Origin of the sequence: Streptomyces sp. WAC 01529 (assembly GCF_003945545.1) — a bacterium.
Lineage (GTDB): Bacteria > Actinomycetota > Actinomycetes > Streptomycetales > Streptomycetaceae > Streptomyces > Streptomyces anatolicus.
The window spans coordinates 3,089,195-3,104,696 of the sequence record NZ_CP029617.1; the positions used below are offsets into that span (position 1 = coordinate 3,089,195).

The following is a 15,502-nucleotide window of genomic DNA, read 5'->3' on the forward strand; positions in this document are numbered from 1 at the left end:
GGGCCCGTCGTGCGGCCTCGCGTCAGGGGCACGGGGGCACCACAGCGCCCCGTCAGGGGCGCGAGGAACTGCGCGCCAAGCCCCCACCGGCCCGCACCCCGTAGGGGCCACTCCGGCCCCGCGCAGTGAACAGGTGCAGGACGAGCCCCGCCAAGGCCACCCCCGCCGCCGCCCAAGGCAAGGCGCGGGGAGCGAGACCCACCGAAAGAGCGAGGCCCGCCAACGCGGAACCGGTCGCGCTGCCCAGATACAGCGCGGAGTTGTTGAGGGCGAGGGCGATCGTGCCGCGCTCGGCGCGCAGGGCGAGGAGTCGGTGCTGCTGCGGGACCTGGAAGGCCCAGCCCGCCGCGCCCCAGACGACGAGCGCGGGAAAGGCCGCGGCGCCGAGCAGCGGCAGGACGCCGACCGCGACGACCAGCGTCGACACGATCCCCGTCACGAGGAGCACCACCCGGCCCATCCGGTCGACCAGCGGTCCGGCGACCACGCTGCCGAGCACACCGCCGATCCCCCACGCCCACAGGTACGGCGCCAGCTCCCCCTCGCCCACGCCGCCCGAGGAGGCGAGCACCGGGGCGAGGTAGGTGTAGAGGCCGAGGCTGGCGACGGCCCCCAGGAAGGAGACGCCCACGATCGGCAGCACCTTGCGGTCGGTGAGCGCCCCGAGCCGCGCCCGCACCGGCACCGGCGGCCCGGCGGGCACCTCGGGCAGCCCCACCGCGAGGCCCACGAGGGCGACCGCGCCGAGCCCCGTCACCAGCCACATCGTGGCCCGCCAGGAGGTGTGGTCGGCGAGCAGCACGCCCAGCGGGACGCCGAGCACCGTGCCCGAACTCATCCCGCCCATCACCAGCGCGAGCGCCCGCCCGCGCCGCTCCTCCCCCGCGAGCGAGGCGGCGGCCGCCGTGGACAGCGCCGAGTAGACCCCGGCGCCCATGCCCGCGACCGCGCGTGCGAGGAGCAGCATGCCGAGGCCGGGCGCCAGCGCGGTGAGGCCGTTGCCGAGCGTGAAGACGGCCAGCGCCGCGACGATCAGCACGCGCGGCCGTACGCCGGAGAGCAGCCCGGCGACGAGCGGCGCGCTCACCGCGTACGCGAGGGTGAAGACGGTGACCATCTGCCCCGCGAGCGAGACGGTCGTCCCCAGATCCCCGGCGACGACGGGCAGCAGCCCCGCCATCACATAGGCGTCGAGCCCCAGGGTGAAGGACCCCACCATCAACAGCCATACCTTGCGCACGCCACTCAACTCCCTGGTCGCTCCTGTCGGGAGAGGAAACGTAGGCAGCCTCCGCATCCGGGGGGAAATGCCTGACGCGCGCATTTATGCTCGGGTGGCATGAATGACGTACGGGCCGCGGCAGGGGCCGAAGAGGGCCGGGTTTTCCCCGAGGGCGTCGAGCTGCGCCACCTGCGCGCCTTCCTCGCCGTCGCCGACGAGCTGAGCTTCACGCACGCCGCGGACCGGCTCCGCGTCGGCCAGCCCACGCTCACCCGGACCGTGCGGGCCCTGGAGGAGACCCTCGGCGCGCGTCTCCTGGACCGGACCACGCGGCGCGTCGCCCTCACCGAGGCCGGCTGCCGGCTGCGCGACGAGGTGGCGCCGCTGCTCTCCCGGCTCGACGCCACGCTGCGCGCCGCGGGCAGCGAGCCCCCGGTCCTGCGGCTCGGCTTCACCTCGCTCCTGCCCGGGGCCTGCGCCGAACAGGTCCCCGCCTTCAAGGCGGCCACCGGCGCGGGCGTGCGCCTGGTGCGGCGCGACACCCCGCTGGCGGGCCTGACCTCGGGCGCGTGCGACATCGCGGTCGTACGGGGTGACGTCCCGCCCGGCGCCGCGGTGCGCTCACGCCTGCTGCTGCACGAGCCGCGCATCGCGGTCCTCGCCCGGGACGCGCCCGAACTGGCGGGCCGCCGCGTCGTGGACTGGGCGGAGCTGGCGGATTTCCCCCTGGTCGTCAACACCGTCACCGGCACGACCGGCCCCGAGCTGTGGCCCGAGGGCCGCCGCCCGCGCCTGGCCTGCACCGCCGACAACTTCGACGAGTGGCTGGAGGCGGTCGCCGCGGGCCACGGCGTGGGAGTCGCCCCGGAACCGGTGGCCCGCAGGCACTCCCACCCCTCGCTGCGCTACGTACGCCTGAAGAACGCCCCGCCCGTCGCCGTGCGCCTCGCGGTCCCGGCCAGGGACGCGCACCCGCTTGCCGAGCGCTTCCTCGGTCAGTTCAGGGACGGGTCGTCCGGATAGGTCGCCACCATCGCCAGCTCGCTGCGCTGGCGCCTGAGCACCGCGCGCCACAGCCGCTCGGGATCCGGGGACGAGACGTCGCCCGGCTCGGACTCGACCACGTACCAGGCGCCGTCGGCCAGCTCGGCCTCCAACTGGCCGGGGCCCCACCCCGAGTACCCCGCGAAGATCCGCAGGCTGCCGAGGGCCGGGGAGAGCAGCTCCGGCGGGGCCTCCAGGTCGACGAGGCCGATCGCGCCGTGCACGCGGCGGAAGCCGACGGGGTCGACGCGGCCCGTGCGGAAGCGGATGCCGGACGGCGTGCCCTCCTCGCCGGGGATCACCGCGACGCCGAGCGCCGAGTCCAGCGAGACCGGACCGCCCTGGAAGACGACGCCCGGCGCCCCGGCCAGGTCGCCCCAGCCCTCCAGGATGTCGGCGACGTCCACCGGCGTCGGGCGGTTCAGGACCACGCCGAGCGAGCCCTCCTCGTCGTGGTCGAGGAGCAGCACCACCGCGCGGTCGAAGTTGGGGTCCGCCAGGGCGGGTGTGGCCACGAGCAGCCGCCCTGTGAGCGAGGACACCTCGGTCATGGAGGACATGATCCCGCATCTTCGCCCCGAGCGGGGAGGTAACGGCCCCACGGGAACCGACGCAGATCAGGGCGCATGAGTGCGACCGGAGCGCACACGGCGGCCGGTGACCCGGAGTGCCCGGTTCCGCACGGTTCGTGTTGTGGCGAACTCATGACCTGTTCCGCACGCCCCGCGCCTTACGGAAGGGGGGTACGCGGCCATTACCCTTGCCCTTTGGTCCCCCCGTCCATCCAATCGGAACGCGAGATTCATGACCGTCACCGACGATGTACTGCTTGTCCACGGCGGAACCCCGCTGGAGGGCGAGATCCGTGTCCGCGGCGCGAAGAACCTCGTGCCCAAGGCCATGGTCGCCGCGCTGCTCGGCAGCGCTCCGAGCCGGCTGCGCAATGTCCCGGACATTCGCGACGTCCGAGTCGTACGCGGCCTGCTGCAGCTGCACGGCGTGACGGTCCGCCCCGGTGACCAGCCGGGTGAGCTGATCATGGACCCGTCGCACGTGGAGAGCGCGAATGTCGCCGACATCGACGCCCACGCGGGCTCGTCGCGCATTCCGATCCTCTTCTGCGGACCGCTGCTGCACCGCCTCGGGCACGCCTTCATCCCCGGCCTCGGCGGCTGCGACATCGGCGGCCGGCCGATCGACTTCCACTTCGAGGTGCTCCGCCAGTTCGGCGCGACCATCGAGAAGCGCGAGGGCGGCCAGTACCTGGAGGCCCCCCAGCGGCTCCGCGGCACGAAGATCAAGCTGCCGTACCCGTCCGTGGGCGCCACCGAGCAGGTCCTGCTCACCGCCGTGCTCGCGGAGGGTGTGACCGAGCTCTCGAACGCGGCGGTCGAGCCGGAGATCGAGGACCTGATCTGCGTACTGCAGAAAATGGGCGCGATCATCGCCATGGACACCGACCGGACCATAAGGGTCACCGGTGTCGACAGCCTCGGCGGCTACAACCACCACGCCCTCTCGGACCGCCTGGAGGCCGCCTCCTGGGCTTCCGCGGCGCTGGCGACCGAGGGCAACATCTACGTCCGCGGCGCCCAGCAGCGCTCGATGATGACGTTCCTCAACACCTACCGGAAGGTGGGTGGCGCCTTCGAGATCGACGACGAGGGCATCCGCTTCTGGCACCCGGGCGGCTCGCTCAACGCGATCGCCCTGGAGACGGACGTGCACCCCGGCTTCCAGACCGACTGGCAGCAGCCGCTGGTCGTGGCCCTGACGCAGGCCGCGGGCCTGTCCATCGTCCACGAGACGGTCTACGAGTCCCGCCTGGGCTTCACCTCCGCGCTCAACCAGATGGGCGCGCACATCCAGCTCTACCGCGAGTGCCTCGGCGGCTCCGACTGCCGCTTCGGCCAGCGCAACTTCCTGCACTCGGCGGTCGTCAGCGGCCCCACGAAGCTCCAGGGCGCCGATCTGGTCATCCCCGACCTGCGCGGCGGCTTCTCGTACCTCATCGCGGCTCTCGCGGCCCAGGGCACGTCCCGTGTCCACGGCATCGACCTGATCAACCGCGGCTACGAGAACTTCATGGAGAAGCTCCAGGAACTGGGCGCGAAGGTCGAACTGCCGAACGGCAAGACGACGCTGTAACGCTCACGAATCCAGCCCGGCCGGCGTTTGAGGCCATCTTTTGACGGCACGCGAAAGGGGCGGCCACCCAACCGGGTGGCCGCCCCTTTTTTCGCTGCTTAAGGCTTACTTGCCCTTGGCCGCTTCCTTCAGCTTGGAACCAGCCGAAACCTTGACGCTGTAACCGGCCGGGATGTTGATCGGCTCGCCGGTCTGCGGGTTACGGGCGGTGCGAGCGGCACGGTGCGTGCGCTCGAAGGTCAGGAAGCCGGGGATGGTGACCTTCTCGTCGCCCTTGGCAACGATCTCGCCGACCGTCTCGGCGAACGCGGCCAGCACGGCGTCGGCGTCCTTGCGGGTCACCTCGGCGCGGTCGGCCAGCGCGGCCACCAGCTCACTGCGGTTCATGTTTGTACTCCCGTGTTCTTTTGCCGTTGAGGCGTGATCGAAGCCGATGCTGCCAGGGTCCTCGGACAGTCCCCGGACCCGGGTCTTACGTCAGACCCTCGCGCCCGATTACGCATCCTGCCCCCACCTGCGGCGGGAAAGCCAATCCGGCACCCTCCGAAGGGCCGCAGGGCCATGGTCCGCCACCCTAAAGGGGCGTTTACGACCGGGCGTCTCACGACGCGCCGAGCGTCAGGCGGACGTGGGACCCGTCACAGCGGCGCCCGCGGCCTTCGCCGCGGTGCGCACCGCCCCGGCCACGGCACCCGCGACCTTGTCGTTGAAGACGCTGGGGATGATGTAGTTCCGGTTCAGCTCGTCCTCGGCGACGACGTCCGCGAGCGCGCCCGCGGCGGCCAGCATCATCTCCGTATTGACCGTACGCGACTGGGCGTCGAGCAGGCCGCGGAAGACGCCCGGGAAGACCAGGACGTTGTTGATCTGGTTCGGGAAGTCCGAACGGCCGGTGGCCACGACCTCCGCCGTCTGCCGGGCGATCGCCGGGTCGACCTCGGGGTCCGGGTTCGCGAGCGCGAACACGATGGCGCCGTCGGCCATGGCCGCCACGTCGTCGCCGTTCAGCACGTTCGGGGCCGAGACGCCGATGAAGACGTCGGCGCCGACGACGGCCTCCTTGAGGGTGCCCGTGAGGCCCTCGGGGTTGGTGTTGTCGGCGATCCAGCGCAGCGGCGAGTCGACGGCGGCGGAGACCAGGTCCTCGCGGTCGGCGTGCACGACGCCGTGGATGTCGGCCACCACAGCGTTCTTGACGCCCGCGGCGAGCAGCAGCTTCAGGATGGCCGTACCGGCCGCGCCGGCGCCCGACATGACCACGCGGACATCGCCGATGCCCTTGCCCACCACGCGCAGCGCGTTGGTGAGCGCGGCCAGGACCACGATCGCGGTGCCGTGCTGGTCGTCGTGGAAGACGGGGATGTCCAGGGCCTCGCGCAGCCGTGCCTCGATCTCGAAGCAGCGGGGGGCGGAGATGTCCTCCAGGTTGATGCCCGCGAAGCCGGGGGCGATCGCCTTGACGATCTCGACGATGGCGTCGGTGTCCTGGGTGTCCAGGCAGAGCGGCCAGGCGTCGATGCCCGCGAAGCGCTTGAAGAGGGCCGCCTTGCCCTCCATGACCGGCAGCGCGGCCTTCGGGCCGATGTTGCCGAGGCCGAGTACGGCCGATCCGTCCGTTACGACCGCAACGGAATTGCGCTTGATGGTCAGACGGCGCGCGTCCTCGGGGTTCTCGGCGATCGCCATGCACACGCGGGCCACGCCCGGGGTGTAGATCATGGAGAGGTCGTCACGGTTCCTGATGGGGTGCTTGGACGCCATCTCGATCTTGCCGCCGAGGTGCATCAGGAACGTACGGTCGGAGACCTTGCCGAGGGTCACGCCCTCGATGGTGCGCAGCTGCTCGACGATCTCGTCGGCGTGCGTGGTCGAGGACGCCGCGATCGTCACGTCGATCCGCAGCATCTCGTGGCCGGAGGCCGTGACGTCGAGGCCGGTGACCGAGCCCCCGGATGACTCGACGGCCGTGGTGAGCTGGGAGACCGCGGTTCCGCTCGCGGGCACCTCCAGCCGGACCGTCATCGAGTAGGAGACGCTGGGCGCCGTTGCCATGGCCGACTTCCTCTGCTTTCACCTTGTAGCTGTTGCCGTCCGATGGTCGCACCTACCAACGAGTACGTGGTAGTCGCCCCGGATTGAGAACGTTTTGTTCACCGACCGTCGCGCTGCGCGGGCGGCTTGTTTTCGGAAACTGGTTTCCACCATACGAGAAGTTGAGGAAAACAGAAAGAGGCCCCGGGCAACGAGAGCGAACAGAAAGAGGCCCACGTCACTGGGTGACGTGGGCCTCTCTCCTACGTTCATGACACCGGCCCGCCATGCTCGCCTCGCGGCAAGTGGTCGCTCGTAGCGACGAAGGTTGGGCCCGGGGGCTTGGATCGAGCCGGTGCCACATCCAAGGTAACAAACGATCCCCGTAAGGCAATTCCCGTCCCGGGAAGTGCCGGGAACTCAATCCCGGAGCAGGTCCGGCACCCCGTCCCCGTCCGGTTCGTCCCGCTCGCCCGACAGGACCGTGAGCTGCTGCGTCGCGCGCGTCAGCGCCACGTACAGCACCCGCAGGCCCGCCGGGGACTCGTCGGCGATCTCCGCGGGCGACACGACGACCGTCGCGTCGTACTCCAGGCCCTTGGCCTCCAGGCTGCCGAGCGCCACCACGCGGTCGCCGAGCCCGGCCAGCCAGCGGGCGGCCTGGTCGCGGCGGTTCATCGCGACGACCACGCCGACCGTGCCGCTCACCTGCTCCAGGAGCCGGGCCGCCTCCTCGCGCACGGACGCGCCGAGATCCTTGTCGCGTACGACGGCGAAGCGGGGCCGCACACCGGTCGAGCGGACCGCCGACGGCGACTCGGCGCCCGGCAGCGCGAGGGCGAGCACCTTGGCGGCCAGATCGGCGATCTCGGCGGGGTTGCGGTAGTTGACGGTGAGGGTGAAGCGGCGGCGCGGACGGCTGCCCAGGGCCTCGTCACGGGCCTCGGCCGCCTCGTCCGGGTCGGACCACGAGGACTGCGCCGGATCGCCGACGACCGTCCAGGTGGCGTGCCGGCCGCGGCGGCCGACCATGCGCCACTGCATGGGGGTCAGGTCCTGCGCCTCGTCGACGATGACGTGCGCGTACTCGGTGCGCTCCGCCGCCAGGCGCTCGGCGCGCTCGCGCTGGGACTCCTCGCGCTGCGGCATCAGCTCTTCGAGGCCGGTGAGCAGGTCGAGGGGGTCCAGCTCCTTCTTCTTGCGGGGCCTGTGCGGCGTACCGAGGATCGCCTGGAGTTCGTCGAGGAGCGCCACGTCGTGCACGGACAGGGCGTCGCGCTTGAGGGAGCGGGCGACCTTGCGGACCTCCCCGGGGTTCAGGACGCGGCGGGCCCAGCGGCCGAGGCGGCGCTCGTCGCCCATCGCCGCGAGGACCGCGCGCGGGGTCAGCTCGGGCCACCACGCGTCGAGGAAGCGGATGAAGTCGTCCTCGGAGGTGATGTCGTCGTCGAAGGAGGAGCGCAGTTCGGCGGCAAGCTCCGGGTCCGAGTGGCGGCCCGCGGCCCCGGACTGCGACCACAGGGCGTCCAGGAGGAGCTTGCGGGCGCGGGGGCGCAGCAGGTTCACCGGGGCGGTTCCGCTGAGGGCGTTGCGGCGAATGCGGCCCAGCTGGTCGGCGTCCAGTTCGAGGCGCCGCCCGAAGGCGACGACGCGCAGGCGCGTGGGGGCGCCCTGGCCGCCCTGGGGTTCCGGGCCGTCCTGAGGTTCCGCCGGGTCGTCGCTGAAGGTCAGCTGCTCGTCGCGCGGGGCCGCGGGCCTGGCCTGCACGCCCTCCAGGGCCCCCCGCGCCGCCTTGCGCAGTACGCCGAGCATCCGTGAGGAACCCTTGACGCGGGCCACCGCCGGGGAGTCGTAGACCGTGGCCTCGACGCCGTCGACCAGGGAGCCGACCGCGCGGATCGCGACCTGCCCCTCCTCACCGAGCGAGGGCAGCACACCCTCGGTGTAGGCGACCAGGAGCGGGGTCGGGGAGACGATGAGGATGCCGCCCGCGTAACGGCGGCGGTCCTGGTAGAGGAGGTACGCGGCGCGGTGCAGCGCCACCGCCGTCTTGCCGGTGCCGGGGCCGCCCTCCACGTACGTCACCGACGCGGCGGGCGCGCGGATCACCATGTCCTGCTCGGCCTGGATCGACGCCACGATGTCCCGCATCGAGTGGCTGCGGGCCTGGCCGAGCGCGGCCATCAGCGCGCCGTCGCCGATCACCGGCAGCTCTTCGCCGTCGAGGTAGGCGGTGATCTCCGGGCGCATCAGGTCGTCCTCGACGCCGAGGACCTTGCGGCCCTTGGAGCGGATGACGCGGCGGCGTACGACACGGCCGGGGTCGACCGGGGTGGAGCGGTAGAAGGGGGCGGCGGCGGGTGCCCGCCAGTCGATGACGAGCGGGGAGTAGTCCGCGTCCAGGACGCCGATGCGGCCGATGTGCAGCGTCTCGGCGATCTCGGCCGTGTTGTCCTCGTTGACGGCGCCCTCGGCGGGCTCCACGGCCGTGTACGCGCCGTCGGGGCCCTTCTTGCCGTCCTTGCCCCGGAGCAGGTCGATGCGGCCGAAGAGGAAGTCCTCGAAATCGTTGTTGAGCCGGTTGAGATGGACCCCGGCGCGGAAGACCTGCGCGTCGCGCTCGGCGAGCGCGCCCGGCGTGCCCACCTGGGAGCGCTTGGCGGCGTCGTTCATCAGGAACTCGGCCTCGTGGATCTTCTCCTCGAGACGCCGGTAGACCTGGTCGAGATGGTGCTGCTCGACACTGATCTCGCGGTCCCGTGTGCCTGGCGGCATTACTGCGTTGAGGTCGGCCACCGAGGCCCCTTTCAAGACGTGCTGCTCGCCCGTGATGAGCAGCCGTCCACCGTACGCGAAAGGGACCCCCCTTGTGCACCTGCGTGCGCCGGTACGCCCCCCTGGGCGCCGACGGGAGCATCGCCTAGACGTCGACCTCGACCAGGCGGTCGCCGTCGAAGGTGGTCACCTCGAAGTGGTCGATGTCGTTGCGGTCCATGGCGGCGCCCCCGTGCACGTACAACGGACTGCGCGCCCACTTGTTCGGGCTGTCCTTGATGCCGTACCCCCACTTGGGCACCGACCAGGTGGTGACCGTCTCCTTCCGGCCGTCCTTGCCGACCGCGACGAGGGAGCACTTGAGCGGCCCCTTGACGTTCTTCAGCTCCAGGACGGCGTGGGTGCCCCAGGTCTTCTTCTCCGTGCCGACCGTGGCGCTGACCTTCGTCGCCGGGTCCGTGGCCTCCGACTTCTCCTCCATGTGGTGGAAGAAGGCGTCCTCGGCGGGGCTCGTGGGGTGCGGGTGGGCGGCGATGTCCGTCGAGCCGGCGTCGTCGCCGGTCACCGCGAGGACCGTGAGCGGGCCGCCGACGATCAGCGCGACCGCCGCCGCGACCAGGTACAGGCCGCGCCTGCGCCGCCGCTCGCGCGTGCGGGAGACCTCGCCGGCCAGGCGCTGGGCGAGGTGCGGTCCGGGGCGCGCGGCGAGCTGTTCGCCGATCGCCGGTACGCCGTGGCCGCCGGGCAGGTCCGCGAGCGCGGCCAGCATCGGCTCCACGCCGGAGAACTCCTCCAGCTGCCGCGCGCAGATCTCGCACACCGCGAGGTGCGCCTCGAAGCGCGCGTTCTCTGCCTCGTCCAGGACACCGAGGGCGTAGGCGCCGACGGTCTCGTGGATGGTGTCGTCCTGCCACTCGTCATGGTGGCCGTAGAACCCGGTCATGCCGTCACCCCCCGCTCCTCGAGCGCGAGCTTCATCGAACGAAGCGCGTAGAAGACCCGCGAGCGGACCGTGCCGCTGGGTATGCCCAGCGTCTGAGCCGCCTCATTGACGGTACGCCCTTTGAAGTAGGTCTCCACAAGTACCTCGCGGTGCGCGGGAGTCAGGTCCTCCAGCGCGTCGGAGAGCGTCATGAGCCACAGCGCCTTATCGATCTCGTCCTCCGCGGGGATGACCTCCAGCGGCGACGGATCGACCTCCTGCGGCCGGGCCTGCCGGCTGCGGTGGCCGTCGATGACGATGCGCCGGGCGACCGTCACCAGCCAGGGGCGTACCGAACCGGTCGCCCGATTGAGCTGACCGGCGTTCTTCCAGGCACGGATGAGTGTTTCCTGTACGACATCCTCGGCGCGTTGGCGGTCGCCCGCCACCAGCCGCAGCACATACGCGAGGAGGGGCCCCGCGTGCTCGCGGTAGAGCGCGCGCATCAACTCCTCGTCGGGCCCCGGTGGCCGGCCGAGACGATGCCGGGCCGGCTTCGGGCGTTCATCGGCCACGGCGGAATCCTTGCGCACGGCTGCCTCCGGTGTCCGCGGTTCGAGCGGGTCTGGTGTCCGCGGTTCGAGCGGGTCTGGCGGGTGTCACATCGGAGGTACGTACGTACGTGGGCGGCGGGGCGTTCAACGCGGCTCGGCGGGAGGGGATTCGCGGGCGCGGGCAGGCCTCCAAGGCACAGGCCGGCCGGCCCGGCCATGGGTACGGGCGGCCTCAGGCGCGGGCCAGGGCCGCCCTGCGGCGGTGCCTCGCCACCCGTTCGCGGTTGCCGCAGACCTCGCTGGAGCACCAGCGGCGCCGGTGGCCGCGGGACGTGTCCAGGTACACGATGGGGCAGTTGTCCCCCTCGCACTGGCGCAGCAGCGCGCGGGCCACGGGGTCGGTGAGCAGGTCGACGGCGTCCCTGGCGACGCAGGCGACGAGCGCCGCGCACTCCGGGGCCTCGCGCAGGGCGCGGGCCAGGGTGCCGTCGGCGGCGCGGACCGCGTGGGGGACGGGCGGCGCCGGAGCGGCCAGCGCGTTGACCCGCTCAAGGGCCGCGTCGGCGGGCCTGCCCTCGATCTCGCCGAGGACCAACTCCGCGACGTGACCCCGTAGTTCGAGGAACCCGGCGAGCCAGGAAGGGCCCGCCCCCGGCAGCGGGGCATCCGCCGGGACCAGACCGGCGCCCACGAGCCAGTCGCCCAGTCTCGCCATGGAGTCGAGCCGCTCCACGGGGTGGTTCGTCGCCACGAGGTCCAGGCAGCTCCGCCCGGAGTCGAATCGCAGCTCGTACGGAGCCGGGGCCATGCCCAACGCCATGCGCCTGTCACCGCCTTGGGGGTCACCGGTGAGTGAATGCCGTTGTGTACCCCCTACAGTGCCCGTCCCCCGGCGGGTCCGGAAGCCCTGCCACCGGCCCGGCGCCGACGAACCGTCAGATACCGCCTCACCCCCCGTACTTGGACTCGGCCACCGGATCGATCGCGAGCCGGTACCCCCGCTTGACCACCGTCTGGATCAGCTTCGGCGCGCCCAGCGCCGTACGCAGCCGGGCCATCGCCGTCTCCACCGCGTGCTCGTCGCTGCCCGCCCCCGGCAGCGCCCGCAGCAGCTCGGCGCGGGCCACCACCCAGCCGGGCCGCCGGGCGAGGGCGCGTAGCAGGGCCATGCCCGCGGGCGGCACCGCCCGCAGCTCGTCGTCGACCAGCACGGCGTGCCCGCGGATCTCCACGCGGTGCCCCGCGATCGGCAACGCCCGCGCGCGGGAGGGCAGTTCCTGGCAGAGGAGTTGTACGAGGGGGCCGAGCCGGAAGCGTTCGGGCTGGACGGTGTCGACCCCGAGCGACTGGAGCGGCAGCGCGGTCACGGGCCCCACGCAGGCGGTCAGCACGTCGTGCCCGAGGGCGGCGAGGAACTCGTCGGCCATGCCCCGCTCCTCCGCGCGGGCCAGCAGCGACGCGGCGGCGGGCGCGCTGGTGAAGGTCAGCGCGTCGACGCTCCGCGCGACCGTGGCGTCAAGGAGCCGGTCCACGGGCGCGATGTCCTCCGGCGGCAGCCACCGGTAGACGGGCACGCCGACGACCTCGGCGCCGCCGGCCCGCAGCGCCTCCACGAAGCCGGGCAGGGGCTCGCCGTGCAGCTGGAGCGCGATCCGACGCCCCTCGACGCCCTCGCCGAGCAGTCGGTCGAGGACCTCCGCCATGGACTCGGAGGAGGGCGACCACTCCTCGGTGAGCCCGGCGGCCCGCACGGCACCCTTCACCTTCGGCCCTCGGGCCAGCAGCTCGACCCCGCGCAGACAGCCGAGCAGGGCTTCCCCGTACCCCCAGCCGTCGGCGGCCTCGATCCAGCCGCGGAACCCGATCGCCGTGGTGGCGACCACGATGTCCGGGGCGTGGTCGATCAACTCCTTGGTCGCGGCGAGCAGTTCACTGTCGTCGGCGAGCGGCACGATGCGCAGCGCGGGAGCGTGCAGGACGGTCGCGCCGCGCCGCTGGAGGAGCGTGCCCAGCTCGTCGGCGCGGCGGGCGGCGGTCACCCCGACGGTGAATCCGGCGAGGGGGCCGTGGGCGGCGTCCTGGCCGCCGGGCGCGCCGGGCCGCGAGGCGGGGGCCGGCTGCGATGTCGATGCGGAGGCCGATGTGGAGGCCGATGTGGAGGCCGAGGGGCGGCTGGGCTGCGGTGGAGTGGCGTGCATAGTTTGTCTCGTCTCGTCCCGCTCGTGGCTCATGGGCGGCGGACGACCGAGCCTGTCAACGGCGCGTGACAGGCTCGGATCACAGCGATGTCCGCCGTGTTACGTCACACCTCGGCATAGCTGAGCTGCGGCTTCGCGTCCGTGTCGGCCCCGGCGACCGTACGGACGGCCGCCTTCCCCCGAAGGTATACGGCCCAGGTGACCACCGAGCACACCCCGTAGAAGGCGAGGAATCCGACGAAGGCCCCCGTGCCCGACCCCACGGTCTGGAAGGACTGCCGCAGCGCGAGGTTGATGCCGAGCCCGCCGAGCGCGCCGACGGCCCCGATCAGCCCCATCGCGGCCCCGGACAGCCGCCGCCCGTACGCCGCGGCCTCCTCCCCCACGAGCCCCTTGCCCTCGGCCTTGGCCTGGAAGATCCCGGGGATCATCTTGTACGTCGATCCGTTGCCGAGCCCGGTGAGCACGAACAGGGCGATGAAGGCGCCGACGAACAGCGGCAGCGACTCCCTGACGGAGGCCAGCACGACGACGCCGGTCGCGGCCCCCATCCCGACGAAGTTCCCCAGGGTGATGCGCGCCCCGCCGAACCGGTCGGCGAGCCGCCCGCCCACGGGCCGGATGAGCGAGCCGAGCAGCGGGCCGATGAAGGTCAGCTGCGCGGCCTCCAGCGGCGTACGGCCGAACTGTGTCTGGAGGACGAGCCCGAAGGCGAAGCTGTACCCGATGAAGGACCCGAACGTCCCCACATAGAGGAAGGCCATGATCCACGTGTGCGCGTCCCGCACGGCGGCCCTGACGGCCCCGGTGTCATTGCGCACGGACGAGATGCTGTCCATGTAGCGCGCGGCGCAGAACACGGAGACGAGAACCAGCGGGATGTAGATCCCGAGCACCACCCGCGGCCCGCCGCTCGCCCCGATGACGGCGAGCCCGACGAGCTGCACGACGGGTACGCCGATGTTGCCGCCCCCCGCGTTGAGCCCGAGCGCCCAGCCCTTCTTCCGCAGCGGGAAGAAGGAGTTGATGTTGGTCATGCTGGAGGCGAAGTTGCCGCCGCCCACGCCGGTGAGCAGCGCGCACACCATGAAGGTGGTGTACGAGGTCCCCGGCTCCATGACGGCGAAGGCGGCGACGGTCGGCAGGAGCAGCAGCGAGGCGGCGATGACGGTCCAGTTACGCCCTCCGAAGCGGGCGACGGCGAAGGTGTAGGGGACGCGGACGACGGCTCCCACCAGGGTCGCCATCGACACCAGGAAGAACTTCCCCGCCGGATCGATCCCGTACTCCGGCCCCATGAACAGAACCATCACGGACCACAGGCTCCACACGGAGAACCCGATGTGCTCGGAGAGCACCGAGAACGCCAGATTCCGCCGGGCGACCCGCTCCCCTCCCTCCTCCTTCCAGAACTTCTCGTCCTCCGGGTCCCACCGCTCGATCCACATCACACGCCTCCACGGCTAGTCCACAGGCCTCGTCCGACGCTCCCGAAGGTGCCGACGCTCCCGAAGGTAGGGAGACCGCGTTTCGCCCCTGTGGCGCGGAGTGACCGCCGGGGAACGTTGCTCTCACGGGGGGTGGGGTGGGGTGGTGAGGGTGGGGCGGCCGGTCACCGGTTGATGGACTGGATCTCCTCGACCTCGACCTGCTGATCCGCGCCGAACCGGCCCTCGGGGAGGTCCCCGTCCTCGCCGGTGGTGCTGGTCCAGGTGATCTTCCAGGTGACGGTGGCCTGGAGGTCGTACGAACCGTCGCCGGAGGACCGCAGGTACTTCACGCCGCACGGCGGATCCGTGTCCGCGGGGGTGCCCTTGGCCCGGGGCACGCCGATCCGGTGGTCCTCGATCGGGCACTCCCCGGACGCGGGATAGGTCTCGGCGTCCTCCGTTCCCGGAGCGATCGAGAGGGACATGGGTTCGGCGGTCGTGGTCGCGGAGAGGCCCGAGCCCGGGATGCTCGCGGTGACGGAGACCTTCTTGAACTTCGCCTTGTCCAGCCAGACCCAGGTCGGGAGATTGACCTTCGTCGTCCCCTGCGGGGCCATCGTGATCTCGGTGCTGGGCACGGGGAGTTCGTCGTAGGCGTACTCGGCGAGGATCTCGGGGGTCACCGCGAGGGGTTCCTCGGGAGTCTTCCCCTCATCGACCCAGAAGGGCTGCTTGTCGCACGCGCTGGCCTCGGGGTCGTCCTTGCGGTTCGGATTGATCGCCGCGGCCCAGAACATCCCCTTGCCCTGCTTGTCGAGGTTGTAGTCCTTGTACGGCTTGCCCTTCTTGTAGCGGTTGTCGAGGTAGTCCCCGACGAACTCGCCGACGCCCTCGAAGATCGGTACACCGTCGCCGAAACCCCGCCACGCCTTGACCGTCTTCTCGATCTCCTTCGGCGAGAAGGCGGGTTCGTACCAGCAGGCGGGCGGATTCCAATTGCTGTCCGCCGACGAGAGGTTCCCGGTCCGGGCCGAGCTCGTATCGCCGTTGACCGACGTCTGGACCTTCGTCTGGACGGTGATGGTGCGGCCGTTTCTGCCGCCCTTGGCTTCCTTGGTGGGGCTTGTGGTGTTCGTTCGGTCCGCCCAGGCCGGCGCCGCCTGCACGGTGAAGAGCAC

The 15,502-nt window shown here is 71.8% G+C and carries 13 protein-coding genes; 2 read left to right on the forward strand and 11 right to left on the reverse strand.

The features are described 5' to 3' along the window. Positions 1 to 52: 52 nt before the first annotated feature. On the reverse strand, positions 53 to 1,240 hold the full coding sequence (locus DMA15_RS13900; RefSeq protein ID WP_125513067.1) for an MFS transporter: 1,188 nt from the start codon (positions 1,238 to 1,240) through the stop codon (positions 53 to 55). A 99-nt stretch (positions 1,241 to 1,339) separates the two neighbouring features. On the opposite strand from DMA15_RS13900, the gene DMA15_RS13905 reads away from it, so the two are divergent. Continuing rightward, positions 1,340 to 2,245 (forward strand): LysR family transcriptional regulator, encoded by a 906-nt coding sequence (locus tag DMA15_RS13905; protein WP_125513068.1) that lies wholly within the window; start codon positions 1,340 to 1,342, stop codon positions 2,243 to 2,245. Here the strand turns inward: DMA15_RS13905 and DMA15_RS13910 are convergent. Further along, entirely contained in the window at positions 2,218 to 2,826 is a 609-nt protein-coding gene (locus tag DMA15_RS13910; RefSeq protein ID WP_125513069.1) for a YqgE/AlgH family protein, read from the reverse strand. The two genes, DMA15_RS13905 and DMA15_RS13910, sit on opposite strands and share 28 nt — an antisense overlap. Positions 2,827 to 3,070: 244 nt before the next feature. On the opposite strand from DMA15_RS13910, the gene murA reads away from it, so the two are divergent. Beyond that, entirely contained in the window at positions 3,071 to 4,414 is a 1,344-nt protein-coding gene (murA, locus tag DMA15_RS13915) for a UDP-N-acetylglucosamine 1-carboxyvinyltransferase (protein WP_125513070.1), read from the forward strand. 105 nt (positions 4,415 to 4,519) lie between these two features. Here murA and DMA15_RS13920 read toward each other — a convergent pair whose 3' ends face one another. The 9 genes from DMA15_RS13920 to DMA15_RS13960 form a co-directional block, all read right to left on the reverse strand. Continuing rightward, positions 4,520 to 4,801, reverse strand: a complete 282-nt coding sequence (locus tag DMA15_RS13920) for an HU family DNA-binding protein (RefSeq protein ID WP_016645140.1) — start codon at positions 4,799 to 4,801, stop codon at positions 4,520 to 4,522. Between the two features lie 231 nt (positions 4,802 to 5,032). Further along, positions 5,033 to 6,466 carry an NAD-dependent malic enzyme gene (locus DMA15_RS13925; RefSeq protein WP_125513071.1) on the reverse strand — a complete coding sequence of 478 codons (1,434 nt, stop codon included), beginning with the start codon at positions 6,464 to 6,466 and terminating at the stop codon, positions 5,033 to 5,035. Positions 6,467 to 6,865: 399 nt separating this feature from the next. After that, the gene (locus tag DMA15_RS13930; RefSeq protein ID WP_125517757.1) at positions 6,866 to 9,220 is read right to left on the reverse strand and encodes a UvrD-helicase domain-containing protein; all 2,355 of its coding nucleotides are present in this window, start codon (positions 9,218 to 9,220) and stop codon (positions 6,866 to 6,868) included. A 145-nt stretch (positions 9,221 to 9,365) separates the two neighbouring features. Next, positions 9,366 to 10,163 (reverse strand): zf-HC2 domain-containing protein, encoded by a 798-nt coding sequence (locus DMA15_RS13935; protein WP_125513072.1) that lies wholly within the window; start codon positions 10,161 to 10,163, stop codon positions 9,366 to 9,368. Next, complete coding sequence (locus DMA15_RS13940) at positions 10,160 to 10,735, reverse strand: sigma-70 family RNA polymerase sigma factor (RefSeq protein ID WP_125513073.1); 576 nt, start codon at positions 10,733 to 10,735, stop codon at positions 10,160 to 10,162. The genes DMA15_RS13935 and DMA15_RS13940 overlap by 4 nt, the downstream gene beginning before the upstream one ends. A 193-nt stretch (positions 10,736 to 10,928) precedes the next feature. After that, complete coding sequence (locus DMA15_RS13945) at positions 10,929 to 11,516, reverse strand: CGNR zinc finger domain-containing protein (RefSeq protein WP_125513074.1); 588 nt, start codon at positions 11,514 to 11,516, stop codon at positions 10,929 to 10,931. A 127-nt stretch (positions 11,517 to 11,643) separates the two neighbouring features. Then, positions 11,644 to 12,894 carry a uroporphyrinogen-III synthase gene (locus DMA15_RS13950; protein ID WP_125513075.1) on the reverse strand — a complete coding sequence of 417 codons (1,251 nt, stop codon included), beginning with the start codon at positions 12,892 to 12,894 and terminating at the stop codon, positions 11,644 to 11,646. Between the two features lie 104 nt (positions 12,895 to 12,998). Continuing rightward, positions 12,999 to 14,342, reverse strand: a complete 1,344-nt coding sequence (locus tag DMA15_RS13955; protein WP_125513076.1) for a nitrate/nitrite transporter — start codon at positions 14,340 to 14,342, stop codon at positions 12,999 to 13,001. Positions 14,343 to 14,506: 164 nt separating this feature from the next. Continuing rightward, a complete protein-coding gene (locus DMA15_RS13960; protein WP_240659787.1) occupies positions 14,507 to 15,502 on the reverse strand; it encodes a hypothetical protein in 996 nt (331 codons plus the stop codon).